This window comes from Streptomyces sp. V4I8 (assembly GCF_041261225.1).
GTDB lineage: Bacteria > Actinomycetota > Actinomycetes > Streptomycetales > Streptomycetaceae > Streptomyces.
In genome coordinates this window covers 385597-412187 of sequence record NZ_JBGCCN010000002.1, presented here as the reverse complement: position 1 = coordinate 412187, position 26591 = coordinate 385597, and the positions used below count along the sequence as shown (strand labels likewise).

Sequence of the window (26591 nt, the reverse complement as noted above, 5' to 3'; positions counted from 1 at the left end):
AGCGCAACTACTCGCGCATCAGGGTCACATTATTAACACTTTGCGGGTCTCGCTGCACCACGTATATCTGGCGCTGGTTGGAGCGTCCGAACGGCTCCAGATCCACCATCTTGGTGGGGGAGGCGGTGCATGACAGCGATATCTGAGAAACCTCAGGATGCTGCTTCAGCACCGCCGAGCCCATCCGATGCAGTGTCTGCTGTGAAGATGCACTGACGTGGTCACCGAAGGTACGTGCCAGGGTTCCTTCGATTGCGTTCCTGCTAATGCTGAAATTCGCTAGTTTTTCCACATATTCCCATTCTGCATCCACGACTACACTCAAAACCCTATCTGTGCAATCAGGTATCGTAGTATAGGAGTCTCGCAGAAACCCAGTAAACCCGGAGTGTGTGCTTTTCAGGAGATGCATCTCTCTCACGCCTGTGGAGACAAGCAAGTCTGCGCCACGGTGGCCGCGGATCGTAGCGACAGGGCCTCCAATTTGTTGAGCGCGAAAAGTGTGTGGCGGCAGCCCTCCTGTTGGTATCTGCCTCTCCCAGGGCTTCTCCCTCAACTCAACGATAATATCGCTAGCTGCCGGGCAGGCTGCCAGAAATCTGCCGGTGATTGCGATACCGAAAACTTCGAGCTCGGATTCGATGTGATCCTGGGCTAAGGAGAGAACCGTATTTACCATACTCTCGGTGGGCAGCAAGGATGAATTATCGCCGTCCGTAAAGGCCTGTTCAAATGCCCCCTCAAAGCGTACGTTTACCGAAATTTCGCGAAACTGGTCGCCATTCGGTGTCCTATCGATCGAGACGAAACCTATGTTGGACCTACCGTACCCAAGCGCTTTGATAAAGCTGGACATCTTGCACCTTTCGGAAGGTGTATTGTCAACTCTATGGAGAAAGCAAAGGGCTATTTCAGATATAGTCCTAACTGGTGGTGTTGTCAATCCCTTCAGCTGTAGATCATGGTGGTTGCGGGAGTTCGAGGGTCTCTAAGCTGGGTAACTGCCGTGTATGAAGGCGGAGTTGCTGGATGTCCCGGTCGAGGTGTCGGACCGGGAGTGGGCGGAGGAGTGGGCGGGGCGGCTGGACGATCTGCTGGTGGGGGTCGGGGACCTGTTCGGCCGGGTGGAGACGCAGTGGCATGGGGAGATGTGCGTCCGGGGCCTACTGGGGCCGGTCTCGCGCAAGAACGGCTGGCAGCTGGCGGAGTGGGCCGGAGAGCGTGTGCCGTGGAACCAGCAGCACTTGCTGGACCGGGCGAAGTGGGACGTGGAGGGGGTGCGGGACTTCACCCGCCGGTACGCCGTCGCCGAGCTGGCGGACGACGGCGTGGGCGCGGGGCCCGGCGGGGCCGGGGTGCTGGTGGTGGACGAGACCGGGTTCGCCAAGCGCGGGAAGGCTTCGGCCGGGGTGGCGAGGCAGCACTCCGGGACGCTCGGCGGGGTATTCCCCTGCCAGATCGGGGTGATGTGTGCGTGGGCCACCGGTGCGGGGCAGGCGTTGATCGACCGGGAGTTGTACCTGCCACGGGAATGGACGGACGAGCCGGATCGCTGCCGGGCCGCGCACGTGCCCGAGCAGCGCGGCTTCCTGACCAAGCCACGGCTGGCGGAGGCGATGATCGAGCGGGCGCTGCCCGACCTGCCTCAGGAGCCGGGGAAGGTGTGGGTGGCCGCCGACGAGGTGTACGGGCGCGAGCGTGCGTTCCGTTCCTTCCTGGAGGAACATCGTCTGCCGTACGTGGTCAACGTGCAGGCGAACTCGCCGGTGCTGCAGCGTCCGGGCTGGCGGCACGCCGCCCGGCTGGTGGAGCGGGTCGCGCGGGAGGAGGACTGGGTCGAACTGCCCGCCGGGCCCTCCCAGTTGGATACCCGCACGTGGCAGTGGTGGGTGCGGCGACTCCCCGGCGAGGAGGAGATGGTCGATGGCCAGGCGTGGGCGCGGTGGCTGGTCGCGCGACGCCGCCTGGAGGATCCCGGCAAACGCGACTACTACCTGGGCTGGGGCCCGGCCGACACCCCGGTCGAGGAGATCGTTTTGGTGCCGGGCGCGCGCTGGCGGGTGGAAGAGGCGATCAAGCTGGCGAAGTCCGCCTGCGGGATGGCTGACTACGAGGTCCGCTCTTTCCACGGCTGGTACCGGCACGTCACCCTCGCCCAGCTGGCCGCCGCGTTCCTGGTCGGCTGCGACGCAGCCACCGCCCGCGAGAACGGCCCGCTGGCCCGGACCCGCTACGGCCAGCCCGCGCCGACAGCACCCGTCGCCGAGAGAGGGGGACCCGCCTGATCCCAGCAGCCCACCCGCCCCCGTCCGCTTCACCGCCTTCGAGATCAGGCGCCTGCTCATCTTGCTCACCCCGCTGCCCGACCGCCACCAACGCATCCGGCACGGCCTGGCCTGGTCCGCCTACCGCCGCCTCCACCAGGCCATCGCCCGTGCCTGCCACCGACGCCGCCGAGCACACGGTCACACCGTCCCAGCCGGACCCGACACACCAACAGAACTCCCGCAACCACCATGATCTACAGCTGAAGGGTCAATCACGGCAGCTGTAGATAGCTGCCGGCATGCTGTCTGATCATGGTGTGGTGTCGGCATACGCGTGCCAACGGCGGTGGCAGAGGCGGGCGCGATGTTGATGGCGTCGGCGCCAGGTCGACCACCACAGCAGGTGGTCGCGGTCTCGCCGGGGTGGTGGAAGGATCAGGGCCCGTAGCAGGCGGAGGAGTTCGTGGCTGCTGACGGGCCTCACCTGCCGCCTGTCTGCCCCCGTGCAGGCACGGCAGCCCACAGACCCGCGCCCTCCCCTCCCGGCCGGGCGCGGGTCTCGCGGCCAGACACCGGCAAAGAATCGGCGTCATGAAGCCCTGAAGGTCACAGCCCGGCCGCCGCCGGGTCGCCGTGGTGGCGGACCAGTTCGCGCTCGAAGACGCCGCGGTCGAAGTCGGCCTTGTACGACGACACCAGCGTGCGGCCGTTAAGGACGTCGGTCAGCCGGGGAAGCAGCTCGCCGAAGGCCGGCGCCGTCTCGACCCGCTCCGGCGTGATCTTGTGCACGGCGATCGCCGCCTGCTCGATGACGGCGTTCGGCCGCACGTACTCGTTGAAGAGCACGGTGCCGTCCCGGCCACGGCGGCGATCTGCAACGCGAAGGCGTTGTCCAGCCCCGTGGTCTCCACGTCGACGGCGGTCAGGGTCTCGTCGGCGAGCAGACGGCGGGACCAGCGTGTGGCCTGCTCGTGCTCGCGCGGCCAGGACGCGGGCCGCCGCAGCGCACGCACCGCGTCGTCCAGGTCGCGGTGGGCCTCGTGGGTGGTCTATCCGCCCACGCCGAACAAGACGCCGGCCCGCCGGCTCACGCCCGGCCCGGACCGCGACAAGCTTGCGGCCGACCTGAAGGCCAAGTACGAGGGCGGGCAGTCCATCCGGGCCCTCGCGGAGGAAACGGGCCGCTCCTACGGCGGCGTCCACAGACTGCTCCAGGACGCCGGTGTCACCTTCCGCTCGCGGGGCGGAGCTCCGCGCCGCACCGGGCCCTGAGCCTTGTGGCGGCCTGGCCCCGATGCCCCCCGGCCCCGCAGAACCGGGAGGCCAGGGGTCATCTGCCATGACAGGGCGGTCACCGAGGTGCGGTCTCAGCCCAACGCCGGGAGGGCTGTCGGGGTCGCTGACCGGTGCCCGCGCGTGCCACGGCGTAAAGCTCACACCGCGGGAAACGCGCCGCGCTCAGGTGAGGAAGCAGACCAGGAAGGCCACGCGCCGGTTGCGCTGCCGGTCCGTCTCGGAGGCGGGATTGGGCTTCTTCAGCTGAGCCGCGCCAGCGGGCTGGGTGAAGAAGAAGGAACGCGTGAGGCCCGAGACCGTGCCCGGGGCGGGCTGGCCGTCGTCGATGAGGGCCTGGCGGGGTGCTGTCAGGTTATTTGATCCGTCGGTGGGTTGGGCCGGTTGAGCGTGTGTCTGGCTGGGATGTCGGCGTCGTTCAGGCTGCAGTGGGCAGGCCGGCGGTGCCGGTGATCTGCTCCCAGATCGCGAAGCGGATGATCATTTCGTTGACAGGAATGCCGGCTGGCTGGAGGAGGCGTCAGCGGAAGAAGCGATCGCGTGGACGGCAGACGTGTTCAGGGAGAAATGGATTGTGGCTTCGAGCCGGCAGGACGCGGTCCTGATCGATCTCGCGGTGCGGGCGAAACCGGATGCTGAGGTCGTGTTCCTGGACACCGGCTATCACTTCGCCGAGACCCTCGGGGTTCGTGACGCGCTCCCTCTTACCTACCGCGATTTGCGGATTCTCAATGTGACTCCGGATCGCAGTGTGGTGGAGCAGAACGTGTTTGAAGGGGTGGATCTGTTCCGGAGTGATCCCAACCGGTGCTGCCTGCTGCGCAAGGTGCTGCCACTGCGCCGGGCGCTGTCCGGCTACGACGCCTGGGTGACCGGGGTCCGGCGGGTGGATTCGTCGGCGCGCCACGACTTCCCGGTCGTGAGCTGGGATGCGCGCAACGGTCTAGTGAAGGTCAATCCCCTGGCAGCATGGGATGACGCCAGGTTCAACAGCTACATCGTCGACAACGGCATCTTGCAGAACCTTCTGGTTCAAGAGGGCTATCTGTCCATCGGCTGTGCCCCCTGCACGGTCAAGCCGCTGATTGATGGTGATGCACGCAGCGGGCGGTGGGCGGAGACCGGGAAGAGCGAGTGCGGTCTGCACGGCTAGGGCGTGTTTCAGACGTGGATCTGGCAGGGGCTCGTCGCTGAGCAGTTTCAGGAGGAGTTGATGGTTCCGACAGGCGAGCATGACCCGGGTCCGGTCCGGGTGCTGATGGTGCCTTTGCGGCGGTGCGGTAGCCATGCGATACGCCTTCGCTTGAGTGGCAGTCCCGAGCTCTACTCCCCCTACCCGCTGCACATCACTGACTTCATGCACCTGGTGCCGCTCTACGGTGATCTATCTGACGATCGAGCCTATTTCCAGATGATCACCGATGTGATCGGGTTGCAGGCTGCGACGATGGTGAAGTGGCCCGGGGTCGCTCTCGATCCGGTGGTCGTGTTCGAGGCGCTCGCGGAGCAGCCGCGCAGTGTTCACGCGGTGCCCTGGGAGATGCTGCGGCAGGCAGGCGAGATGCATAACGCCTCGGTGCTGATGGACAAGTCGCTTGACAGTGTTCACTATGCGGCCGAGCAGCTTGCCGTTCATCCGCAGATGCGTTTCCTCAATGTCGTGCGGGATCCGCGTGCCCAGGTCAACAGCATGAGCCGGGCCATCATCCATGACTTCGACACAACCTTGAACGCGCTGACTTGGGTGCGTGCCTATGACGCGGCGGCCGAGCTGTCCGAGCGATGCCCGGGCCAGGTGCTCACTGTCCGGTATGAGGACTTCGTTGCCGACCCCGAATCGCAGCTGAAACTCATCTGCGGATTTCTCGGGGTGGAGTTCACGGAGGGCATGCTGCGGGGCGGTGAGTCGGCGGAGGCCCGTGCTCTGGCACGCAGGTCTGCTCTGTGGGTTAACAACTCCTCACTGCTCGAGCCTGCCTACAACGGTATGTACCTGCAGACCATGGACCGCCGGGAGATCGAGATTGTGGAAACGCTGGCGGCCGGTCACATGAAGCGCTATGGCTACCAGGCTCATACCCCGGCCGGTGTGGAGCTCTGCGAACAGGAACTGGCGGATGCCCGTGAACGCAGCGAGACCGGCCGGCAGGAGGCGTGGGAGCGGCTTCGGTCGCAGAACCCGCAGGACTACCAGTTGCGGAAGTACCGCGCCTGGTACCTCGATGCCGTGCGTCAGCGTCTGCTCATCCGCCGGTGAGGGAGGAAAGAACATGGGGGCTTCGGGGGTGGCGGGGCGGGGGGCCACGGTCTGGCTGACCGGTCTGCCGAGTGCCGGCAAGACGACGATCGCGTACCTGCTTGCGGAACGTTTGCGGGGTGAGGGCCGCCGGGTTGAGGTACTGGACGGCGATGAGCTGCGCGGGGTTTTGTCGGCGGGGCTGGGTTTCAGCCGCCCGGACCGTGACTGTCATGTGCGGCGGGTGGGGCTGGTGGCGGAGGTGCTGGCCCGTAATGGTGTGCTGGCTGTTGTTCCGGTCATCGCGCCGTATGCGGACAGCCGGGAGGCGGTGCGCAAGCGTCACTTGGACAGTGGCACCGCGTATGTCGAGGTGTACGTTGCGGCCCCGGTGGCGGTGTGTGCGCTGCGGGATGTGAAGGGGCTGTATGCGCGGCAGGCCGCTGGGCTGATGACGGGTTTGACGGGTGTGGACGATCCGTATGAGCCGCCGTCCGCGCCGGATCTGACGGTGCGTACCGAGGCGCAGACGCCGCGGGAGTCTGCGGATGCTGTTCATGCCCTGCTGGCTGCCAGGGGGCTTGCGTAACCAGCCTATTCGGTCCTATTCGGTTCGTTCCCGTCCCATGGGCCCCAGGGAGAGGGGTTGTGATGAGCGTTTCCGGCCTGTCGCATCTGGACGTGCTGGAGTCTGAGGCCGTGTACATCATGCGGGAGGTGGCTGGCGAGTTCGAGCGGCCGGTCGTCCTCTTCTCGGGCGGCAAGGATTCCATGGTCATGCTGCATCTGGGGCTGAAGGCGTTCGCGCCAGCTGCCCTGCCTTTCCCGCTGCTTCACGTGGACACCGGGCACAACTTTCCCGAGGTGATCGAGTACCGCGACGGCGTGGTAGCGCGCCACGGTCTGCGTCTTCATGTAGCGAGTGTGCAGGAGTTCATTGACGGCGGTGTGCTGCGGGAACGTCCCGACGGCACACGCAACCCGCTGCAGAGCGTCCCGCTGACCGAGGCGATCCGTCTCCAGCGTTTCGACGCCGTGCTTGGCGGCGGGCGGCGGGATGAGGAGAAGGCCCGCGCGAAGGAGCGGGTGTTCTCCCTGAGGGACCAGTTCTCGCAGTGGGAGCCGCGCCGGCAGCGCCCCGAGCTGTGGCAGCTCTACAACGGCCGTCACCTCCCGATGGAGCATGTCCGGGTGTTCCCGCTGTCGAACTGGACGGAACTGGATGTGTGGCAGTACATCGCCCGAGAGCAGATCGAACTGCCGTCCATTTATTTCGCCCATGAGCGTGAGGTTTTCCGGCGGGATGGCATGTGGCTGGCCCCGGGCGACTGGGGCGGTCCGAGGGCTGGTGAGGTGGTTGAGAAGCGCCGTGTGCGCTACCGCACGGTCGGTGACATGTCGTGCACCGGGGCCGTCGACTCCGCAGCTACGTCGGTGGAGGCTGTGATCGCCGAGATCACGGCCTCGCGGCTCACCGAGCGCGGAGCAACCCGGGGCGACGACAGGCTGTCAGAGGCCGCCATGGAAGACCGCAAGCGGGAAGGGTACTTCTAAGATGCTCAATGCCAGCGACACCGCTCCCGCGGCCACCGTCGCCTCCGCCGAGGTGGACACGCTCCGATTCGCCACGGCCGGCTCGGTGGATGACGGGAAGTCCACCCTGGTCGGCCGCCTGCTGCACGACTCGAAGTCGGTCCTCTCCGACCAGCTCGATGCCGTCGAACTGGCCTCACGCAACCGCGGGTGGAGTGTCCCCGACCTGGCTCTGCTCACCGACGGCCTGCGAGCCGAGCGCGAGCAGGGCATCACCATCGATGTCGCCTACCGCTACTTCGCCACCCCCCGGCGCCGCTTCATCCTGGCGGACACGCCCGGCCATGTGCAGTACACCCGCAACATGGTCACCGGCGCCTCCACCGCCGACCTCGCGGTGATCCTCGCCGACGCGCAGAGCGGGATCGTCGACCAGACCCGACGTCACGCCGCTATCGCGGCCCTGCTGCGCGTGCCGCACCTCGTCCTCGCCGTCAACAAGATGGACCTCGCCGACTACGATCACCCCCGGTTTAAGGAAGTCGCTGCCGAGTTCACCGCGTACGCGGCAGGGCTCGGCCTCCCCGAGATCACCGCCATCCCCGTCTGCGCACTCCTCGGCGACAACGTCGTGACCCCCTCAGCAGCCATGAACTGGTACCACGGCCCCACGCTCCTTGAACACCTGGAGACCGTGCCGGTCACCCATGAGACGGCTGCCGCTCCACCGCGTTTCCCGGTGCAGTACGTCATCCGCCACGCAGGCATCCGCCACTACGCCGGGCAGCTGGTCTCCGGCCGTCTGTGCGTCGAGGATGCGGTCACCGTGATGCCCTCCGGGCGAACAACCACGATCACTTCGCTCGATGTCCTGGGCCACCACGTCACCACCGCGCACACCCCCCAGTCACTGTCCCTGCGGCTGGCCGACGACATCGACGTCGCGCGTGGTGACCTGATCGTGTCAGCAAGCTCGCCACCGCCCCTGGCCCAGGAGTTCACCGCCGACGTCTGCCATCTCGCGGACAAACCGCTGCGGCCCGGTGACCGGGTGCTGCTCAAGCACACCACCCGTACCGTTCTAGCCCTCGTGGCAGACCTGCACAACACAGCCCAGCTGGGCGCCAACGACCTGGCAAGCGTGACGCTGCGCACGGCCCAGCCGATCGCGGTTGACCCCTACGCCAACAACCGGCGCACCGGCTCCTTCCTCCTGATTGACCCGGCCGATGGCGCGACCCTGACCGCCGGCATGGCCCGGCCACCGGCATGAACGGCTTCCCCGCTTCCGCGGCGCCGGCACCCGCTGCGCCCATCCTGCGCCTGACCGGCACCACGAAACGGTTCGCGGACACGCTGGTCCTCGACCGTATCGACCTGGCGCTCGCCGAGGGAGAGTTCATCTGCCTGATCGGAGCCTCGGGCTGCGGCAAATCCACCCTCCTCAGTCTGATGGCCGGACTGGACAAGCCCACCTCGGGAACGGTGTGGGCAGGATCGGCACGGCCCGCCCTGATGTTCCAGGACCACGCCCTGTTCCCCTGGCTGACGGCTGGCCAGAACATTGAACTGGCGCTGGAACTGCGCGGCATGCCGCGTCGGCACCGCACCGTGGAGGCCAGGCGGCTGCTGCGGATGGTGCGGCTTGATGGTGCGCACGGCAAACGCATCCACGAGCTGTCGGGCGGGATGCGTCAACGCGTCGCCCTGGCGCGCGCACTCGCCCAGGACAGCCGCATCCTGCTGATGGACGAACCCTTCGCGGCTCTGGATGCCATCACCCGCGACATGCTGCACGAGGTGCTGGACGACGTGCGGGCCCACACCCCGGTGAGCGTGGCGTTCGTCACCCACAACGTCCGCGAAGCGGTCCGGCTGGGAGATCGCGTCCTGCTGTTCTCCAGCCGCCCCGGCCGGGTCACGCACGAGTGGCCCGTCGATATCCCCCGTCCACGGCGCATCGAGGACCGTGACGTCGCCGACCTGGCGGGCGAGATTACCGAGCACCTGCGCAAGGAGATCCGCCGCCATGTCAGCTGACCTCACACCCCACCCGGCCGCATCACCCGCCCAGAGGCCGGGAGCCGACGGCCACGCGCTGGCGCTGGCCTCCGGCCTGGACGCCCTCCAGACCGAACCCTCACGCAGCCAACGCCGGACTGTAAAGAGAACAGCCGCACCCCTTATCGCCCTGACGTCGGCCCTTGCCCTCTGGCAACTCGCCTACACTCTGCGCACGCCGTCCGGCCTCGTCTCACCCAGGGCCGTCGCCAGCGAACTGCTCACCCTGTGGCAGCACGGCATCCTGCTGCCCGCCCTCGGCCACAGCCTTCAGCGGTGTGCCGCCGGCTTCACCGCCTCCGCAGTCATCGGCTCGGCTCTGGGCCTGATCATCCACCGCTACACATCCCCACGCACCGCCCTCGCCCCTGTCCTGTCGGCGCTGCAGTCACTGCCCGCATCCGCACTCGTACCACCCGCCGTCATCATGCTCGGCGAGTCGGAAACAGCCGTCTACACCGTCGTCCTCCTCGGCGCCGTCCCCTCCACGGCCATGGGGCTGGTCAGCGCACTTGACCAGATCCCACCCCTGCTCCGCCGAGCGGGCACCACTATGGGAGCCACCGGCCTGCGCGCCGTGCGCCGCGTCCTCCTCCCCGCAGCCCTCCCCGGACTCATCGCCGCCCTGCGCCAGGGCTGGACCTTCGGCTGGCGTGCCCTCATGACAGCCGAACTCATCACCGCAACGCCCCTGCCCGGCATCGGACGCATCCTCAACACCGGCAGGCAGGACAACAACCTCACCCTTGTCATCGCCGCCGTCACCGTCACCCTGGCCGTCGGCGTACTGACCGAGGTATTGATCTTCGCCCCGGCCGAACGCCGCATCCTCCACAAACGAGGACTCGGCGCGCAATACTCCCGATAGGCCCGCCCTGACGTTTCCGCCTCCCCCGGTCCCAGCGAGACTTTGGCTGGCCTACCCGCCTGGCCCGGACGGTGTGTCACCTATCCACGAGGCGGTGCCCTCGCTCAGATCAGATCTCCAGAGTTGGACAACCGCAGCGGCCCCGGTGTCCTTGATCGTCGAGCTGGGAGAGCTCGCGTTCGTAGTCGACGGTGATGGAACCGTAGTAGTTCACGGCTGAGCCGCGAGCCGGGGAGATACGCGCCAGGACCTCGGCATCCACCTCGCGGCCAGCCTTGCGCAGTTCATCGACCGCCAGGCCCATGTACTCGGTGTGCCAGCAGATCACCGCGTTCGTCACCACCGTCAGACACCACGCCTGCTCGTTCTGCTGCTCGGGCTGCCGACGGGTGACCTTGCCCTCGCGGGCGTAGTGGAGCTGGCGGCGCAGGGCGTGGATGGACTCGCCCTTGTTCAGCTGTCGGGCGATCTTGCGGCGGTACGACGGATCGGACAGATACTTGGCCGCGTAGATCGTTCTGCGAATGGCCCCGTACAACTCCTTCAGCGCCGCCGCGAGGGCGTTCTGCCGGGAGGAGGCGGACAGCTTGCCGACGATCAGGGACGCGGTGGCGTGCCCGTACTTCAGCGACCCCGCCAGCCGCAGCAGATCGTCCCAATGGGCCTCCACGAGATCCAGGTTGGCCTTCTTCATCAGCAGCGGCCCCGCCGTGGGGAAGCGCTCCTCGTAGTCGACCTTCGCCCCCATCCGGTACAGAGTGATCTTGCCCAGGTCGCGGATAGGCGGCGAGAGCTGCTTGCCCACCAGGTCGAACAGACCGAAGTTGACCAAGGTCACACCATGCGTGTCCGTGGAGTGCTCGGTGATCGGCAGATCGGTGGCATTGCCCAGGATCTCGTCCAGCACGTAGTGCGCCTCACGGTGCGTGGCCACGATGACCTTGATGCCGAAGGTGGAGTGCTGGTCGGAGACGTGGGCGTAGGTGGAGATGGCCGCGTATCTGCGCGCCGCCGGGATCGGCGTGGAGGTCGAGCACCGCCACATTGACCGGCCGATCCTCCCGCACTGACGCGTCCGGGACCGCTGTTACCGGCCCCGGACGCTGCACCAGGACACCACGCCGAGCGAGCCCCGCCCAACTCCCGGACGGGGCTCGCCTCGTGTCACGAGTCGAAGGCCTCCCGCAGCCCGTTGCGGGCACCACGGCCAGCGGCCCGCCAGGCGGACAGGAAGCAGCTGCACGGCGACCCGTCGAGGATGGCGATGGCCTGGCGGTGTGGGCCGCGGGTGCACCAGGCGATGATCCGGCTGCCTGGCGTGAGGTCGACGGAGTCGACGGTGACGCTCGTTCCGAGCACGGTCGTCTCGAACGGGATCGCCAGATGGTCGACGAGCATCGTGTAGAAGCCGGTGAGCTGCTCGTCCTCGTCGTAGGCGTCCACGGTGGCTTCCTCGATCAGATCCTGCAGCTGCCTGTCGCTGAGCTCGTGCACCGGTGTCCTCAATTCGGGATGCGCAGGAGTTCGGCGAGGCGCTCTCCGACGACGGAGAAGCTGGGGGCCGTCTCCTGCTGGAAGAAGGACTTCTTGCGGCTGCGCAGCAGATCTTCGCCGTCGCGTGGCCAGGAGAAGCCGGGCTTGCGCAGGAGTACGCGGAAAACCGCGTCCGCGCCATCGGGATGGCGCTGGACCAGGCGGCGCAGAGGAAGTGGCGAGACAGTGTCGTCGCTCAGGTAGTTGCGGAGCTGGGTGATGGAGGTGTGGTCGCGGGCCAGGGCGGGGTCGGCGAAGAGGGCGTCCAGGCGGCCGAAGTCGAGGTAGTAGTTGAGGCCTTCGATCTCGTCGTAGACCAGTCCGACGCTGTCGGCCTCCATGTAGTCCTCGGGCAGTCGGCCCATCTCCTCGGCGCCAGGAGCGCTGTCCGTGGTGGGCCTGCCGTCAGTTTCGGCTGATGCCGTTGCTTCCTCCAGGCGGCGCCGGTGGTGCTCGGTCAGCTGTTCCTGGGCGGTGGCCGGCGGCAGGATCACGAGGTCGGACCCGAACAGGTCGATGAAGGCGGCGCGGTCTTCGGCCTGCATCTGCCAGGCCCGCCGGGACAGATCCCTGTTGCGGTGCAGCAGACCCGGGTCGGCGGTCGCCATCCGCAGGGCGGCCCGTGCGACATCAGGGCCCGAGGACTGGGGGTAGGGAGAGAGGTAGCCGCTGACCAGCCAGTGACCGGTGGCGGGATGGACGGGCACGATACGGCCGTAGGTGAACATCCCCTGTTCCAGGACAGCCAGTGCTTCGGATCCCATGTTGGAGCGGACGGGGTAGTGCAGGTCGTCGATGAGGTTGTGGAGTACGACGGTGCCGGCACCGTCGTCGTCCCGGTGGACCTCGAACAGCCCCTCGACGACGTCGCGCCAGCCCAGCAGCATCGCGCGCTCGTCGGCCGTCAGGGGCGGCCGCCGCTGGGCGACGAAACGTTCCACGACTGTGGTGCCGTCGTGGAGCCGGTGCTGCAGGGCGAAATGATCGATGGTGCGGACGGCGATGCCCTCGTCCAGCAGACCTCTGCTGCCCGCGGCCCGCAAACGTGCGGTCAGCTGCCTACCGAAACGGGGATGCTGGGCGAACTCCACCAGCTCGCCCTTCAGCTCCCCGCTACGAGCCACCAGTTCCGTGACCGGCATCGACAAGGCCTCGGCCGCCGCAGTGCCGTCGGCCGTGTCATCGTCATCGTCATGAGGCACCTGGAGCATGGCCACCTGGGTCCTGGTTCGAAGCGGGCATATCGCGCCGTCACTCTACCGGCGCAGCGACTGCCGATTCCGAACATCGCACAGGCTGGGCACATGCCGGGGCAGCGGCAGCGGGTTCTCGCGCCATCACCCGCGGTGTGCTGCTCCGGTGGCGGCCAGAAGGTTGCGGATCTCGATGACGTTCTTGCCTGTGCGTTCAGCGATCCGCGCGACCGGCTCTCCCTGCCGGTACACGGCCACGATCGCCGCGCTCAGATTCCGGCGGGCCACGTGCAGTGCTTCCTGCGCGGCGGCCAGTGCCGCGGTCGCCGCCTCCAGCGAGTTGTCCTCATCCGTCATGCCGGCCATCGTGCCAGCCGAGAGCCCGGGCCCGGTACGGTGGTCGTACTTCGGCAGCAGACGCAAAAGGGGTGGCGGGCATGGCGGGCGAGACGCTGGTGACAGTGGTCGGCAACCTGACGGCCGACCCGGAGCTGCGGTTCACCGCGGCTGGCGTCCCTGTCGCCGGTTTCACCGTCGCCTCCACCCCACGGGTGTACGACCGCGACCGCAGCGAATTCACCGACGGCGAGCCGCTGTTCCTGCGGTGCTCACTGTGGCGGGCGGCCGCGGAGAACGCCGCCCAGTCCCTCACCAAGGGCATGCGGGTCATCGTGACCGGGCGGCTCAGGCAGCGCACCTTCGACGACAAGGAAGGCCAGCGCCGTACCGCCGTCGAGATCGATGCCGAGGAGATCGCGGCGTCTTTGACCTACGCGACGGCGACCGTCACCAAGACCTACCGCCCCGGCGCGGTTTCCCAGAGTGCAGCGGCACCCGCGCACAGCCAGTCTCCCGGGCCGGCTCAGCAGGCCCAGCCCACGGCGCCCGCCGAGACCTACCCGTTCTGAGCCGGTCTCAGCCCCAGAAGGCGTTGCGGGGATCGTCCAGCACGGCCAGAGCCTGATCCAGTGACGGAACAGCCGGCAGGTGATCGCAGGGGTACCAGCGGCCGTTGCGGTCCGCCCCGTCCACCAGCCAGCCCGCATCGGTAGACCGCAGCCGGGCGACGCGGCGAGAGGTCCATTCACCGACACCGTCCCATGGAGCCCGCTCCTCGGTGATCACGGCAGTGCTGCCGCGCACCACGTAGCCCACAGCGACCTCGGCTCGTGCGTGTTCGGGAACCTGCTGCCCGGCCCATTTCTTCAGCCGGGCCCGGTCCGTCTCGGAGATCTTCACACCCCTACCCTACGTACCCGACGCCAGCGCAGGTGTTCCCGCCGGCTTCCTGCCGGTCCGCGTTCTGGGCGCGTTCCAGGACCCGGTACACCGTCGCCCGGGACACCGAGAAGATCTCGGCGAGGTCGGCAATGGTGTGCTCGCCACCCCTGTGCTGCTCGACGAGGTGGGCCTGCTGCCGGGCTGAGAGTTTGGGCTGCTTGCCCCGCAGCTTCCCCTTGGCCCGGGCGATGGCCATGCCCTCGCGGGTCCTCATCCGCAGAAGATCCACCTCGAACTCGGCGAAGGTGGCCAGGATGTTGAAGAACATCTTTCCCATCGGGTCGCCCGGGTCGTACAGCGGGCCGCCCAGCGACAGCTTCACCCCGCGGCCGGTGAGCCGGTCGCCGATGTCACGGGCATCGGGCACCGAGCGGGCGAGCCGGTCCAGCTTCGGGACGACCAGGGTGTCCCCGGCCCGAACCGCGGCGAGGGCCTGGTTGAGCCCGGGGCGCTCCCGATTGGTTCCGGTGAGACCGTGATCGAGATAGATGCGCTCCCCGGTCACCCCGAGCCCCAGAAGGATGCCGCGCTGGGCGGTGAGGTCCTGCTCGTCCAGACTGCATCTCGCGTACCCGATGGCTTCGTTCATGCTTGAAGCGTACGGATAGCCCCCGCTCACCCAGGGCGATTGCAACGCAATGCCGCGAAGTTTGGGGTCCGGCCGGTGTTGTCAAGGGCTTCGGTGAAGTCGGTGTAGGCAGGCAGGGCTCCTGCTACGAGAGGTAGTCGACCAAGACAACTCTCGGCACCAGGAGCCCTGTTGAAGGCCTACTCTGTCAGTTCTGCACGCCTGGATGTGTACGCTCCCGGACATTTAGGTGAGCTGACCGGGAAGATCCCGCCGCGTATGGTCGACGACGTCCTGGACGTGACCGGACGCCGCGAGCGGCGGGTGCGTCTGCTGCCGGCACGGGTGGTCGTGTACTTCATCCTGGCCATGGCCTTGTTCAGTACCGAGGGCTACCCAGGGGGTGTGGGCCTCACTCGTGAAGGGGCTGGGCCCTCTCGCCGGCCGGATGCCTTCCACCTCCGCGTTGTCGCAGGCCAGGCGACGGCTGGGGGTGGCTCCGATGGCGGAACTGTTCGGGCGGACAGCGGGTCCGGTGGCCACCACGGCGACGATCGGTTCCTTCTGGCGCGGGCTGCGCCTGGTCGCATGGGACGGGATGCAACTCGAGGTGGCCGACACCCCGGCGAACGCGGCCGGGTTCGGTTACCTGCACGCGCGACGCGGCCGCTCAGGATATCCACTGGTGCGGCTGGTCGCCCTGGTGGAGTGCGGCACGCGCGCAATCCTCGACGCAGCACTCGGCGCCTACGCCACCGCGGAGAAGGCCCTCGCCCAGCAGCTCCTGAGCAGCCTCTGCCCAGGCATGCTGCTGCTCGCCGACCGAAATTTCGACGGGTATGAGCTGTGGGGCCAGGCCAAGGACCCCGGCGCGGACCTGCTGTGGCGAGCCAAAGGCGTGCGGATCCTGCCGTGCCGGACCGCACTGCCGGACGGCTCGTACCTCTCCTACCTGCCGCGCCGAAACAAGAGCGGCTACCGCTACGCCGACGGACACCAGGTCCGTGTCATCGAGTTCCACGTCACCGTCGCTACCAGCGACGGAGCCAGCCGCACCGAGCACTACCGGCTGCTGACCACACTCACCGACCACCGACGCTACCCGGCCGACCTCCTGGCCGCCCTGTATCACCAGCGCTGGGAAGTGGAAATCGCATACTTCGGACTCAAGGTGACCTTGCGCACCGCAGACCGCGTCCTGCGCTCGCAGAGCCCGGACGGTGTCGAGCAGGAGATCTACGCCTACCTGATCATCTACCAGGTACTGCGTCGAGTCATGCACCACAGCGCTCGTCGCATCGATCTCGACCCGGACCGGATCTCCATGACCGTCGCCGTACGCGCGGCACGGCACAGCATCATCGCAGCCGATCAGCACAACCCGTCTCCTGGCCCGGACGGACCGCTGCATCACGCTTTGACCAGCGAAGTTCTGCCACCACGTAGAGCGGACAGAGTCAGCCCACGCGCCGTGAAACGACCCATCTCACCCTTCTCCTACAAACAGATCAAGTCCCTGCGTGAGAGCCGGACAGCACGACGTGCCACCTACACGATCAGCCTCAGAAACCCCGCCAGCACGCACCCTTGACAACACCGGCCGGACCCCAAACTTCGCGGCATTGGATTGCAAAGTCGCGGTGATTTCGCGAGTGTGCAGGTCACGGCGGTGTGACGATGCTGGTCGGGTGTGCGACCGGACGCAACGAAGCTCCGTTGTGGAGGTGACCTTGCCAAGTCGCCTGCGCCCAACGGAGCTTCGATGTGCCGTCAGTCTGCCACCGTCTGTCTGGTCAAGTCTCCCACCCGTCAGCACTGTGCGACGGGTCCGCTGGCCGAGCGGCTGGCCACGCTGGCCGATCCGCGGTGTCGGCGCGGGAAGCGTCACCCCTTCGTGGCAGTGCTGCTGCTCCGCTGTGGTGAGCGGGGCGAGGAGCTTCGTGGCGATCGATGAGTGGGCCACCGACGCCCCGCAGGACGTTCTGGCCCGGCTCGGTGCCCGCACCGTAACCGCCCTGGCCGTGCCCATCCCGCCCAGCGGCGCGACGATCCGCCGGGTCATCAAGGACACCTGCCCCGGCGGCCTGGCCGATCTCCTGGGCCACGACCCGGCCGGCACCGACACCCTCGCCGTCGACGGCAAGAGCGCCCGCGGCTCGCGCCTCGGCGCCACCCCGGCCGCCCATCTGCTGGCCGCGATGACCGGTACCGGCATGACCGTCACCCAGCTCAGGGTCCCTGAGAAGACGAACGAAATCACCTGCTTCGCCGCCCTCCTTAACCCCAATGACCTGCAAGGAGTCACCGTGACCGGCGACGCACTGCACACCCAGCGCGGCCACGCCTGCTTCCTCGTCGAGGTGAAGAAGGCGCACTACGTCTTCACAGTGAAGCGGAACCAGAAGAACCTCTACGAACAGCTGCGCGCCCTGCCCTGGCAGGAGGCGACGGCGAAGTTCTACGACCGCACCACCGGCCACGGCCGCAAGGAGACCCGGGTCGTGCAGGCCCTGACCGTCACCGACCTCGGCGTCGACTTCCCGCACGCCGCCCAGGTCGCCAGGGTCGTACGCCACCGCACCGACACCAAGACCGGCAAGCAGAGCCGTGAGACCGTCTACGTCATCACCGACCTGACCAGCCGCCAGGCATCCCCGGAACGCATCGCGAAGATCTTGAGGGCACACTGGATGATCGAAAACCGGCTCCACTTCGTCCGCGACACCGCCTTCCGCGAGGACGCCTCCAAGATCCGCACCGGGCACAGCCCGGAGAACATGGCCACCCTCCGCAGCTTCGCCATCAACCAGCTCCGCACCGCCGGCCACACCAACATCGCCGCCGCACTCCGCACCACAGCCCTCCGCCCCTACGAACGGCCCCTGACCCTCCTCAGCCTCAACTGACCTGCGCCAACGCACAGTCAACGAACTTTGCAATCACCCTGGGCTCCCCGGACCCGCACCGGCCGTGATCGACGAACCCCATCAGCGGATGGTGGTTGAAGGCCTTCTTCCAGGTCGCCGCTGCGTCCTGCTTCTCGGGATGCGCGATCACCAGCATGCCGTCCAGGTCGGGCTCGTGACGAGTATGTGATCCGAACTGGTGGACAGCCGAAGCCGGTCCGGGAGACCTGCATTATGCAGAGTGCACTGCAATGGCCTGTCAGACGAGCGTTCGGAGCGGTCTTCCGGTATTCCGGGGAGTGATAGGTGGAGCGGATGGACCGATCTGATCCACTTCAAACAACTACCCTGAAACGGATCCCATGATGAATCGATTAACGACCCGAAGGCATCGCAATACCCTGGCCTGAGGGGCCCTGCGTTTTCCGGCCAGCTGCCTATTGGCTGATTTATGCGGCGAGCTGCTGATTCAGGTACTCGTTGTGGACCTCTCGTGGGGTCCGGTACCCAAGTCCTGAGTGGCGGCGTTTCGTATTGTAGCGGACCTCTATGTAGCGGGCAATGTCACGGTGGGCGTGCTCGCGGGTGGGGTAAACGGTCCGATGGACCCGTTCGTTTTTCAGGGTTGCGAAGAACGATTCCGCAAGGGCATTGGTGTGTCCAGAAGGTGATTGTGAGCTTCTGATGTAGAAGACGGAAACGAACGGTCGCCATGCTGTTGTGGAGATGAAGGTAGGTCCTTCGGCATCGGCATGCAGGTGCAGGTGTCAAACCACCATGAGCTGCTGCGGTGAATGAGCCGTGGTGGTGAGCGTCATGGAAAAGCCGTACTGAATGCGGCAGGTGGGGGCTGAGAAGGCGAACGCAAGTGAACCACTGATGACGTGTCGTAAAGCGTGGACGACATCAAAACCAGGGCCTCAATGCTGTCCTGGGATAAGTCAGACGGGAACCTGTCTACTGGTCTGGCGGTGTCCGGCATGAAGGTGGCGCGAGCTCAGTCCGGGGCTTCACAACGGAACTGGAGAACTCCTTGACGCGAAACTGCGATCCACGGGTTGACGTGGCTCGCGAGAGGGAGAGGCGCAAGTGGTAAAGAGCCATGAGGGCCGGAGTACCGGTCGCGCGTCGGGAGGGCGGAACGTCCCGTAGTAGTGATGAAACCTCCGTAATAGAGGCGGAGCGAAGGGGGCGTGTTGTTGGGTGTCGATCGGCGATCAACCAGTGATGGGAGGAATCGGATGGTCGAGACGAGACCAGCTGGCAAGCCGTTTGATATTCCGAAGCGGCTAGTCTGGAACGCTTACCTGAAGGTCAAGGCCAACAGGGGAGCGGCTGGGGTGGATGGGCAGTCGTTAGCGGAGTTTGAGCAGGATGAGAAGAACAACCTGTACAAGCTGTGGAATCGGCTGTCCTCGGGAAGCTATTTCCCCCCACCCGTGAGAGCGGTTGATATTCCCAAAGCCGGCGCTGGGACTCGGATCCTTGGGGTTCCGACCGTGGCCGACAGGATCGCTCAGACGGTAGTGGCCATGACATTGGAGCCTGACGCGGAGCTGGTCTTCCATCAGGACTCGTATGGCTATCGCCCGGGGAGGTCCGCGCTGGAGGCGGTGGAGACGTGCAAGCAGCGGTGCTGGAGGCATCCTTGGGTGATCGATCTCGACATCCAGGGGTTCTTCGACAACGTGCCGCACGCCCCCATCATCGCGGCAGTGGAAAGGCATACCAAGCTCTCGTGGGTTCTGTTGTATGTGAAGCGATGGCTTGTCGCCCCCGTGCAACAGCCCGACGGAACGCTCGCCATTCGGGAAAAGGGGACTCCTCAAGGGTCTTCTATTTCACCGTTGTTGTCGAATCTGTTCATGCACTACGCGTTTGACGCGTGGTTGGCTCGGGAGTATCCGGCGATCAGGTTCGAGCGGTACGGCGACGATGCTGTAGTGCACTGTGCCAGTGAGAAGCAGGCGAACTTCGTCCGCAACATCATCGAGCGCAGGTTGCTGCAGTTCGGATTACATCTCCATCCGGAGAAAACCAAGGTGGTGTACTGCAAACAGGAAGGTCGTGAACGGGAGTTCCCGGTCACAGAGTTCACGTTTCTGGGGTACACCTTCCGTCCTCGGGCAGCTCGCTTGCGGGATGGGAGGCTGAAGACCGGCTTCCTTCCCGCAGTGAGCAAAACAGCCATGAAGTCCATGGCGAGGACTGTCCGGAGTTGGCGACTGGGGCGCTGTACCGAGCTGAGCTTTCGGGAGATCGCCGCGATGATCAACCCCGTCGTGGCGGGATGGATCAATTACTATGGGCGCTTCTACAAGTCCAGATTGATCAGGTTCCTGGAGCAGCAGATCAATCCGTTCCTGGTGAAATGGGCCCGGAGGAAGTACAAACGGTATCGTCGTGCCTCAAGGAAGGCCCGGAGAAGGCTGGCTGAGATCGCCTCAGCGTTCCCGGGCATGTTCGCTCATTGGAAGCATGGCGCGTTGCCTACTGGTTCAACAATGGGAGCCGTGTGAGTCGCGAGGTTCACGCACGGTTCTGAGAGCGGCGGTGGGTGAGATTCCCGCCGCCGACTCACCTCGTAACAGATACCGGTCCGTCCGACTGATTGCCGGATGCTCAATCTGTCCAGCGTCTTGGCGAATTGCTCCGAGGTGTAATTACTGCCGCGGTCCGAGTGGAATATGGCGTCCTCGGAGAGCGGATGATTGCGCGCCGCCATTTCGATGGCGGCCTCGATGAGCGGAGTCTTGTAGTTGTCGTCCATCGCCCAGCCTGTCACGGCTTTGGTGTGGCATTCGATGACAGTGGCGAGGAATAGCCAGCCCTCCCAGGCCGGAATGTAAGTGATGTCACCGACCATTTTCCGGCCGGGCGCGTCGGCGGTGAAGTCGCGGTTCACGAGGTCGGGGATCGGGCCGGCCCGGCCGTCGTTCTCGGTGAGGCTGTGGCGCCACGGCCGTGGCTGGCAGGCCTGGAGGTCCAGCTCCCGCATGAGGTCACGCACGAGTTCGGGCCCGCAGGCCACGCCCCAGGCAGTGAGGTCGGCGTGGACGCGCCGGTAGCCGTACGTGCCGTCAGAATCCTCGAAAGACTTGGTGATCAGTAATTTCAGTTCCTCCCGTCGCCGGGCGGTCGCCGAAACCGGCCGGCTCCGCCATTCGTAGAATCCGGAGCGGGACACTTCCAGCCAGTCACACATCTTCGCGACCGGCGGTATCTCTTCGGTGTTCGTGGTGGATGTCGCGTACTCGGCATCGATGAACTCGAACTTGTCGCTCACCGAGGATCCTTGGCAAAGTACGCTGCGACTTTTTCCAGGAAAGCGACCTTCTGCCGCAGTTCCCTCAGTTCGCGTTCCTGCTCGCGGAGCCGTGCCCGTTCATCCACCGTCAGGGGCGGCTCCTCTCCCACGTTCTCACGGCGGTAGGCGTTGACCCAATTCCCGAGCGTGCCTTCGACAAGTCCGAGTTCCCGGGCGACCTGGGCAACCGGACGCGACGTCTCGATCACCATCTTCACGGCCTCTTCCCGATACTCAGGAGTGAACTTCCTACGTTTCTGCGACAACCAACTTCCCTTTCCGAACAGACCCCACCTTAGTGGGACCACTGTCCGGAAACTTCGGGGCGCCTCACCCGCCTACGCCCGGCAGCTGCGCCGCCGGCAGGCGCGCCCGGGCGACAAATGGCACATGGACGAGGTGTTCATCAAGGTCAACGGACAGATGAGGTACCTGTGGCGAGCCGTCGACCAGGACGGCAACGTCCTCGACATCCTCGTGACCAACAAGCGCGATGCGGTTGCAGCCAAGCGGTTCTTCCGCAAGCTCCTCAAGGACCTTGAGTACGTGCCCCGTGTGATCGTGACCGACAAGCTACGCAGTTACGGGGCGGCCCACCGCCAGGTGATGCCCTCCGTGGAGCACCGCAGTTCGAAGTACTTGAACAACCGCGCCGAGAACAGCCACCAGCCAACGAGGCAGCGCGAGAAAGCCATGAAGAACTTCCGCTCGACGGGGGCGGCCCAGAGATTCCTCGCCACGTTCTCCCGGATCTCACCGCTCTTCCGCCCACGCCGCACCTCATCACAGCGAGTGACTACCGCACCGAGATGACCGAACGATTCCACATCTGGAAAACCATCACCGGTATGGCAACGACCGGCTGACCGGAACGTCCCCTCGGGCCAGCCACCACCTCGGCACACCCCAACTCGCCAGTCACACCAGCAACTTGACGACACCATCCGCACCGCACCCTCACGGAACTCGGCATCGTACTTCCGTCGCTTCTCCGCCATGACCCTCAACTACCCCTATGGTCACAACTCCACGGTACGAGGGGAAGGTCAGTGGCTCAATCCAGTCGGCCTGGCGCACCGGGCACCAACTAGGTACCATCGAGGTATGCCATCACTGAACGTGTCCTTCTCCGACGATGAAATGGACGGCGTCCGTGCCGCTGCTGCTGCTGAGGGCAAGAGTCTAAAGCAGTACCTGCATGATCTCGGCGTGCGTGAGATGCACCGCAAGCGGTTCGTCGCCGGCGCTGCCGCCTGGGCCGACAGGCTCCGCGCCGAGTTCGACGAGGCTTTCCCCGAAGAGATTCCTCCCTCTCAGCGTGTCGACGGGGCTGCGGCCGCCTGATGGTTCTGTACATCGATGTCGCCTGGCTGCTCGACGTCCAGGAGGCAGCCCTCGGTCACGAGGACATGACAGTGTCCGACTACTCGGCGCTGGTGGCGGCCGTTGCGCGGCACAAGACCAAGATGCCGACGCTTGAAGCATCCGATCCAGATACTGCGTGGCGCGCTGCTGCGCTCTTGCACACCATCGTGAATCTTGAGCCGCTTCCGCATCGGAATAGTCTTTTTGCGGCTTTTGTGACTGCTCAGTACATGAACCAGTCCGGCGAGGGGATCGATCCGCCCTACGGTGCCCTGTCCGATCTTGTGCGGAAGGTTCGGGATGGGCGCTTGCGTATCTATGCCGTCGCCGAGGTGCTGCGTTCCTGGCGGATCTGACACTGGGCAGGGGTTTGTCAGACATCTCGTCGTGTTTCGTGTCAAGGGGATGCAGGTTCGGGTTGGGCGTGGTGGGCTCAGGCGGTGGCTTCGTCGTAGTGGGTGCGGGTCTTGAGGCAGCCGTGGAGGATGCCGACGAGGCGGTTGCCGAGCTGGCTCAGGGCGGGGTTGTAGTCGAGGTCGCGGGCGGGTGTCGTCAAGTTGCTGGTGTGACTGGCGAGTTGGGGTGTGCCGAGGTGGTGGCTGGCCCGAGGGGACGTTCCGGTCAGCCGGTCGTTGCCATACCGGTGATGGTTTTCCAGATGTGGAATCGTTCGGTCATCTCGGTGCGGTAGTCACTCGCTGTGATGAGGTGGCGGCGTGGGCGGAAGAGCGGTGAGATCCCCCCGCGGGCGTGCGGCGACGCCACCTCAAGCGCGCGTTGCGACGCCCCGCAGTTCCTCGCCGAGGGGCGGGTCCTCGTCGACCGCCTGACCGCAGAGATGCGGGAACCCCTGCGGGTCGTCGAGCTGCCGCTGGCGGACACGCGAACCCTGGACGAGCGGGCCCGGGCAGCTCACGCCCTTGTCGTGCGGTTCCTTGCGGAGCATTTCGGCCCCGCCTCCGAACCGGAGCCCGTCGCGGTCCGTCCGGTCCTCCACGGCCACGACCTGCATCTGCGGCTGGACCCGTCCGTTCCGGCGAACCTGCCCATCTGCGGTACCGCCTTGCCGGGCCGCGGCACTGACGCCACCGGCGCCGAGCCGGACGTACACGCCTGTGACCAGTGCTTCGGGCGCGCCCCATCGTCCCGCCACCGATTCTCACCACCTCCGAGCACGAGGCGTGGACCACATACATCGACCAGCCCGGCTCGCGACCGGCGAATTGAGCAGGAGTCACCTCGTGTCCCAGGCATCAGCCGTCGTCCGTGCCGGCTCGTCCAAGCAGACGGCGCTTCGCCTGGCACTGTCACGTTGTTGGGGGTGACTGGTGTGAGGGTGCGTCAGGGCGTGGTTCGTCTGTTCGCCGGCCGGTGTCAGACGTTCGCGGGGCGGCCGGTGACCTGCCGCCATGTGGTGAAGCGTTCGGTCATCTCGGCCCGGTACTCGGCGGCGGGCAGGAGGTGACGTCGGGGGCGGAAGTGCGGTGAGATGCCACTGAAGGCAGACAGGAACCTCTGGGCTCCGCCTGCGGAGCGGAAGCGACGCATGGCACGCTCTCGCTGCCGGACCGGTTGAACCTGTAAAACTTCAACCTGTTGAGGTGGGCGTGTCCGGTGGGGTGGACGGCAGGACGGAGGCGAGCAGTGCGTGTGAGTCGGTGAACCGTTGTGTCGCGGTGGTCGGGGTGTATCCGACTCGGTCCAGGAGGGGCCGGATATCGTTGAGGGAGTTGCCGATGGTGCTCTCGCTGACTTCGAATGCGTCGGGGAGTACCTGTCGGGTGCACAGGCCCCGCTGGTAGAGGATGGTCGCCAGGACGCGTTCGGCATCGGTGATCTTCTGGCGGAACACGCCGCCGCGGGTTCCGGGCAGGCGGTCGCCCCCGCGCCGTCGGTGGCGTCGCTGTTCGACGCGGGCGGCTTGCAGCGGGGCGATGCGCTCGGTCAGTTCGATGAGGTCCTGGCGGCTCATGCCGGTCAGCGACGGGTCGGACAGCAGGTGGGGGATCCTTGTGCGGGCCCGGCTCGAGCCGGGCGTAATGAAGTCCGTCAGTGCGGCGGCGTCGGCGAACCGGGTGGTGGTGGAGGCTACGGTGATGCCGCGTTCCTGCAGGAGGAGGCGGGTACTGGTGACGATCTTGCCGATCGTGGCCCGGTCCACCGCCAGGAGTTCGGACAGGACTCCGAGCGAGCAGGTCTGTCGCTGGTAGACCAGGGTGATCACGACGCGGTCGGTGTCGGTGAACAGGGGCTTGACGCCGGCCCCGGGGGCTCTGCGGCGGGGGCCGCCGCGCTGCTGCCAGTAGCGTTGCGCGGTTTGGGCGGCTTGGGCGGGAGCGAGGTCTTCGACCAGCTGGGCCAGTGCCTGGCAGGTCATGCCGGTCAGCGCCGGGTCGGCGAGGAGTGCGAGGTTGCGTGAGCGCTGGACGTCCCCGATCGGCGGTGTCACCGGGTCGGCGAGGGGGGGCGGCGGTGGGGTGGATCGTGTAGTTCCAGTTTCCCCGGTCGGGGTGGGCCGTGATCGGCAGGGAGTTCATGCGGGTGTCGCTGACCGATATGCCGGTCGGGTAGGCGCTGGTGTCGAGCTCGGCCTCGACCCGCAGTCCGTTCCGGGTCCGGGTCGCCGCGATGGTGTTGACTACCACTTCGTGACTGGTCAAGGGCCTGCCTCGCCAGTTCATGGTGATGTGGGAGAACAACCGGTGCTCGATCTTGTTCCAGCGGCTTGTTCCGGGGGGAAAGTGGCAGACAGTGATTGCCAGGCCCGTCTCGGCGGCCAGAGTCGCCAGTTCGGACTTCCACAGCCGGAACCGGTAGCCGTTGGAGCCGCCCGCGTCCGCTGCGATCAGCAGTCGGCTCGCCTCCGGGTAGTCGCCGCAGCCTCGGGCCTGCCACCAGCGGCAGATCGAGGCCACCGCAAAGGCGGAGGTGTCGTGGTCCACCCCCACGTTCACCCAGCCGGTGTTAGCGGTGATGTCGTACACGCCATAGGGGATCGCCACCTCGGTGTCCGGACCGACCGAGAAGAAGCTGTGGTCGTCGACCTTGACCGGATCGCCGACGGGGCGCCACTGCCGACCAGGGTGGTGTCCCGCGTTGTCGCGCGTCAGACTTTCTGGCACAGGGGTTTGTTGAGCCCCGTGAGTACGTAGGAGAGCCTGATGTCCCGTCCGCCGCAGTTCCCGGTGGAGCAGAAGATACGGATCGTGTTATCGGTCTTGTCCGGAGAGATGACGGCCGCTGACGCGGCCCGGAAGTACAAGACGTCGCGTAACTGGATAGGTGCTCCTGGCGGGATGAGTTGAATCTTGTCAGTTGGATCGGTGATCATCTGTCTCGTGTCTGATGCTGCTGTGCCGCCTTCTTATGAGGAACTCGCTGTTCTGGTGGTGCAGTTGCGTGAGGAACTCGCCGCGGCGCGGGAACGGATCGTGGTACTGGAGGGTCAGGTCGTGGACCTGACGGCCCGGCTGGGGAAGAACTCGGCGAACTCTTCCAGGCCGCCGTCTTCGGACGGACTGGCGAAACCGGCTCCGAAGTCTCTGCGTGGGAAGTCCGGGCGGGGGCCGGGCCGCCCGAAAGGCCAGAAGGGCATCACGCTGCGGCAGGTCGCGGACCCCGACCACCGGGTCGAGCACCGGCCCCACGGCCCTTGCGCCGGCTGCGGTGCGGACCTGGCCGGGGCCGTCGTGGCCGGTATCGAGCGGCGTCAGGTCTTCGACCTGCCCGAACGTATCGGCCTGGAGGTCACCGAGCATCAGGTCCTGACCTGCCGGTGCGCGTGCGGGCGGAGCGAGAAGGCCTCCGGTCCCGAGGGCGTGCGGGCCCCGGTGCAGTACGGTCCCCGTCTCGCGGCCGCCGGCGTCTACCTGATGCACGGCCAGTTCCTGTCCAAGGACCGCACCGCCACCGCCCTGGCAGACCTCTTCGACGCGTCCGTCGCGCCCTTCTACGGGCGGGGCGCTGAGAGTCCGGCGGGTGCCCTGTTCGGGTGGTCTGTGCCGGCGGCAGGGCGGTAGCCGACCGTCACAGCGCACCATAGCGGGCATGAATGTCCCCCACATGGCGGCGCCTGGTACCGCTCGGATCGACGTCCTCTCTGGGAGTTTTGCCGTCGCCCGGGCCGTGCACGCCTGCCTGGCCAGTCATCACCGGCTCGTGTCGGCATTAGAGCAGCAGT

General features: G+C 66.3%; 30 protein-coding genes and 4 pseudogenes. 18 read left to right on the top strand and 16 right to left on the bottom strand.

Going from position 1 to position 26591, the window contains the following annotated elements:
- Window positions 1-7: 7 nt before the first annotated feature.
- Window positions 8-856: a factor-independent urate hydroxylase gene (pucL, locus tag ABIE67_RS48070; RefSeq protein ID WP_370270726.1), complete on the bottom strand. Its 849-nt coding sequence runs from the start codon at window positions 854-856 to the stop codon at window positions 8-10.
- A gap of 154 nt (window positions 857-1010) precedes the next feature.
- On the opposite strand from pucL, the gene ABIE67_RS48065 reads away from it, so the two are divergent.
- The gene (locus ABIE67_RS48065) at window positions 1011-2285 is read left to right on the top strand and encodes an IS701 family transposase (protein WP_370252079.1); all 1275 of its coding nucleotides are present in this window, start codon (window positions 1011-1013) and stop codon (window positions 2283-2285) included.
- A gap of 588 nt (window positions 2286-2873) precedes the next feature.
- Here ABIE67_RS48065 and ABIE67_RS48060 read toward each other — a convergent pair.
- Window positions 2874-3113, bottom strand: a complete 240-nt coding sequence (locus ABIE67_RS48060; RefSeq protein ID WP_370270724.1) for an exonuclease domain-containing protein — start codon at window positions 3111-3113, stop codon at window positions 2874-2876.
- A 198-nt stretch (window positions 3114-3311) separates the two neighbouring features.
- Between ABIE67_RS48060 and ABIE67_RS48055 the strand changes: the two genes are divergently transcribed.
- The 8 genes from ABIE67_RS48055 (at window position 3312) to ABIE67_RS48020 (ending at window position 10258) form a co-directional block, all read left to right on the top strand.
- Window positions 3312-3539: a helix-turn-helix domain-containing protein gene (locus ABIE67_RS48055; RefSeq protein WP_370270845.1), complete on the top strand. Its 228-nt coding sequence runs from the start codon at window positions 3312-3314 to the stop codon at window positions 3537-3539.
- A gap of 475 nt (window positions 3540-4014) precedes the next feature.
- Window positions 4015-4713 (top strand): phosphoadenylyl-sulfate reductase, encoded by a 699-nt coding sequence (locus tag ABIE67_RS48050; RefSeq protein ID WP_370270844.1) that lies wholly within the window; start codon window positions 4015-4017, stop codon window positions 4711-4713.
- A gap of 3 nt (window positions 4714-4716) precedes the next feature.
- On the top strand, window positions 4717-5817 hold the full coding sequence (locus ABIE67_RS48045; protein ID WP_370270722.1) for a sulfotransferase: 1101 nt from the start codon (window positions 4717-4719) through the stop codon (window positions 5815-5817).
- 13 nt (window positions 5818-5830) lie between these two features.
- Complete coding sequence (gene cysC, locus ABIE67_RS48040) at window positions 5831-6385, top strand: adenylyl-sulfate kinase (protein WP_370270718.1); 555 nt, start codon at window positions 5831-5833, stop codon at window positions 6383-6385.
- 62 nt (window positions 6386-6447) lie between these two features.
- Complete coding sequence (cysD, locus tag ABIE67_RS48035) at window positions 6448-7350, top strand: sulfate adenylyltransferase subunit CysD (RefSeq protein WP_370270716.1); 903 nt, start codon at window positions 6448-6450, stop codon at window positions 7348-7350.
- Window position 7351: 1 nt separating this feature from the next.
- Window positions 7352-8602, top strand: coding sequence for a sulfate adenylyltransferase subunit 1 (locus ABIE67_RS48030; protein WP_370270714.1), 1251 nt, complete (start codon window positions 7352-7354; stop codon window positions 8600-8602).
- Entirely contained in the window at window positions 8599-9369 is a 771-nt protein-coding gene (locus ABIE67_RS48025; protein WP_370270712.1) for an ABC transporter ATP-binding protein, read from the top strand. The genes ABIE67_RS48030 and ABIE67_RS48025 overlap by 4 nt, the downstream gene beginning before the upstream one ends.
- Entirely contained in the window at window positions 9359-10258 is a 900-nt protein-coding gene (locus ABIE67_RS48020; RefSeq protein ID WP_370270710.1) for an ABC transporter permease, read from the top strand. Before ABIE67_RS48025 ends, ABIE67_RS48020 begins: the two co-directional genes overlap by 11 nt.
- A gap of 109 nt (window positions 10259-10367) precedes the next feature.
- Here ABIE67_RS48020 and ABIE67_RS48015 read toward each other — a convergent pair whose 3' ends face one another.
- The 4 genes from ABIE67_RS48015 to ABIE67_RS48000 all read right to left on the bottom strand — a co-directional run bounded on the left by ABIE67_RS48015 (window position 10368) and on the right by ABIE67_RS48000 (window position 13341).
- Complete coding sequence (locus tag ABIE67_RS48015; protein ID WP_370270708.1) at window positions 10368-11303, bottom strand: Tn3 family transposase; 936 nt, start codon at window positions 11301-11303, stop codon at window positions 10368-10370.
- Between the two features lie 119 nt (window positions 11304-11422).
- Complete coding sequence (locus ABIE67_RS48010) at window positions 11423-11752, bottom strand: calcium-binding protein (protein WP_370270706.1); 330 nt, start codon at window positions 11750-11752, stop codon at window positions 11423-11425.
- A gap of 8 nt (window positions 11753-11760) precedes the next feature.
- Entirely contained in the window at window positions 11761-13002 is a 1242-nt protein-coding gene (locus ABIE67_RS48005; protein ID WP_370270704.1) for a hypothetical protein, read from the bottom strand.
- 126 nt (window positions 13003-13128) lie between these two features.
- The gene (locus ABIE67_RS48000; protein WP_370270702.1) at window positions 13129-13341 is read right to left on the bottom strand and encodes a hypothetical protein; all 213 of its coding nucleotides are present in this window, start codon (window positions 13339-13341) and stop codon (window positions 13129-13131) included.
- Window positions 13342-13421: 80 nt separating this feature from the next.
- Here ABIE67_RS48000 and ABIE67_RS47995 point away from each other — a divergent pair, with 80 nt between their 5' ends.
- A complete protein-coding gene (locus tag ABIE67_RS47995) occupies window positions 13422-13892 on the top strand; it encodes a single-stranded DNA-binding protein (protein ID WP_370251934.1) in 471 nt (156 codons plus the stop codon).
- A 7-nt stretch (window positions 13893-13899) separates the two neighbouring features.
- On the opposite strand, the gene ABIE67_RS47990 is transcribed toward ABIE67_RS47995, so the two are convergent.
- Window positions 13900-14223 carry a DUF3024 domain-containing protein gene (locus ABIE67_RS47990; RefSeq protein WP_370251939.1) on the bottom strand — a complete coding sequence of 108 codons (324 nt, stop codon included), beginning with the start codon at window positions 14221-14223 and terminating at the stop codon, window positions 13900-13902.
- Between the two features lie 4 nt (window positions 14224-14227).
- A complete protein-coding gene (locus ABIE67_RS47985; protein WP_370270700.1) occupies window positions 14228-14854 on the bottom strand; it encodes a recombinase family protein in 627 nt (208 codons plus the stop codon).
- A 258-nt stretch (window positions 14855-15112) separates the two neighbouring features.
- Between ABIE67_RS47985 and ABIE67_RS47980 the strand changes: the two are divergent.
- The 3 genes and pseudogenes from ABIE67_RS47980 to ABIE67_RS47970 all read left to right on the top strand — a co-directional run.
- A pseudogene (locus tag ABIE67_RS47980) lies at window positions 15113-15169 on the top strand (hypothetical protein); the annotation flags it as partial.
- A gap of 166 nt (window positions 15170-15335) precedes the next feature.
- Window positions 15336-16424 carry an IS4 family transposase gene (locus ABIE67_RS47975; protein WP_370270843.1) on the top strand — a complete coding sequence of 363 codons (1089 nt, stop codon included), beginning with the start codon at window positions 15336-15338 and terminating at the stop codon, window positions 16422-16424.
- Between the two features lie 325 nt (window positions 16425-16749).
- Window positions 16750-17739 (top strand): ISAs1 family transposase, encoded by a 990-nt coding sequence (locus ABIE67_RS47970; RefSeq protein ID WP_370270698.1) that lies wholly within the window; start codon window positions 16750-16752, stop codon window positions 17737-17739.
- On the opposite strand, the gene ABIE67_RS47965 is transcribed toward ABIE67_RS47970, so the two are convergent.
- A complete protein-coding gene (locus ABIE67_RS47965) occupies window positions 17732-17896 on the bottom strand; it encodes a hypothetical protein (RefSeq protein ID WP_370270026.1) in 165 nt (54 codons plus the stop codon). The two genes, ABIE67_RS47970 and ABIE67_RS47965, sit on opposite strands and share 8 nt — an antisense overlap.
- A 292-nt stretch (window positions 17897-18188) precedes the next feature.
- Window positions 18189-18425, bottom strand: a complete 237-nt coding sequence (locus ABIE67_RS47960) for an integrase core domain-containing protein (protein WP_370268040.1) — start codon at window positions 18423-18425, stop codon at window positions 18189-18191.
- 555 nt (window positions 18426-18980) lie between these two features.
- Between ABIE67_RS47960 and ltrA the strand changes: the two genes are divergently transcribed.
- Window positions 18981-20258 carry a group II intron reverse transcriptase/maturase gene (gene ltrA, locus ABIE67_RS47955; RefSeq protein WP_370251714.1) on the top strand — a complete coding sequence of 426 codons (1278 nt, stop codon included), beginning with the start codon at window positions 18981-18983 and terminating at the stop codon, window positions 20256-20258.
- Here ltrA and ABIE67_RS47950 read toward each other — a convergent pair.
- Window positions 20207-21025 (bottom strand): IS3 family transposase, encoded by an 819-nt coding sequence (locus ABIE67_RS47950; RefSeq protein ID WP_370270693.1) that lies wholly within the window; start codon window positions 21023-21025, stop codon window positions 20207-20209. The genes ltrA and ABIE67_RS47950 overlap by 52 nt on opposite strands.
- Window positions 21022-21354 (bottom strand): transposase, encoded by a 333-nt coding sequence (locus tag ABIE67_RS47945; RefSeq protein ID WP_370270691.1) that lies wholly within the window; start codon window positions 21352-21354, stop codon window positions 21022-21024. The genes ABIE67_RS47950 and ABIE67_RS47945 overlap by 4 nt, the downstream gene beginning before the upstream one ends.
- Window positions 21355-21382: 28 nt before the next feature.
- On the opposite strand from ABIE67_RS47945, the pseudogene ABIE67_RS47940 reads away from it, so the two are divergent.
- From ABIE67_RS47940 to ABIE67_RS47930, 3 genes and pseudogenes are all read left to right on the top strand, one after another.
- Window positions 21383-21912: pseudogene (locus tag ABIE67_RS47940) on the top strand (IS6 family transposase); the annotation flags it as partial.
- Between the two features lie 238 nt (window positions 21913-22150).
- Entirely contained in the window at window positions 22151-22390 is a 240-nt protein-coding gene (locus ABIE67_RS47935; protein WP_370270690.1) for a hypothetical protein, read from the top strand.
- The gene (locus ABIE67_RS47930; protein ID WP_370270686.1) at window positions 22390-22767 is read left to right on the top strand and encodes a toxin Doc; all 378 of its coding nucleotides are present in this window, start codon (window positions 22390-22392) and stop codon (window positions 22765-22767) included. Before ABIE67_RS47935 ends, ABIE67_RS47930 begins: the two co-directional genes overlap by 1 nt.
- 77 nt (window positions 22768-22844) lie before the next feature.
- On the opposite strand, the gene ABIE67_RS47925 is transcribed toward ABIE67_RS47930, so the two are convergent.
- The 4 genes and pseudogenes from ABIE67_RS47925 to ABIE67_RS47910 form a co-directional block, all read right to left on the bottom strand.
- Window positions 22845-22967: a hypothetical protein gene (locus tag ABIE67_RS47925; protein WP_370270851.1), complete on the bottom strand. Its 123-nt coding sequence runs from the start codon at window positions 22965-22967 to the stop codon at window positions 22845-22847.
- Window positions 22968-23177: 210 nt separating this feature from the next.
- The gene (locus ABIE67_RS47920; RefSeq protein ID WP_370270684.1) at window positions 23178-23564 is read right to left on the bottom strand and encodes a hypothetical protein; all 387 of its coding nucleotides are present in this window, start codon (window positions 23562-23564) and stop codon (window positions 23178-23180) included.
- 221 nt (window positions 23565-23785) lie between these two features.
- Window positions 23786-23986, bottom strand: a pseudogene (locus tag ABIE67_RS47915) (IS6 family transposase); the annotation flags it as partial.
- Between the two features lie 13 nt (window positions 23987-23999).
- Window positions 24000-25494: pseudogene (locus tag ABIE67_RS47910) on the bottom strand (ISAzo13 family transposase); the annotation flags it as partial.
- Window positions 25495-25749: 255 nt separating this feature from the next.
- Here ABIE67_RS47910 and ABIE67_RS47905 point away from each other — a divergent pair.
- Window positions 25750-26430 carry a DUF6444 domain-containing protein gene (locus ABIE67_RS47905; protein ID WP_370270682.1) on the top strand — a complete coding sequence of 227 codons (681 nt, stop codon included), beginning with the start codon at window positions 25750-25752 and terminating at the stop codon, window positions 26428-26430.
- Window positions 26431-26591: the final 161 nt, after the last annotated feature.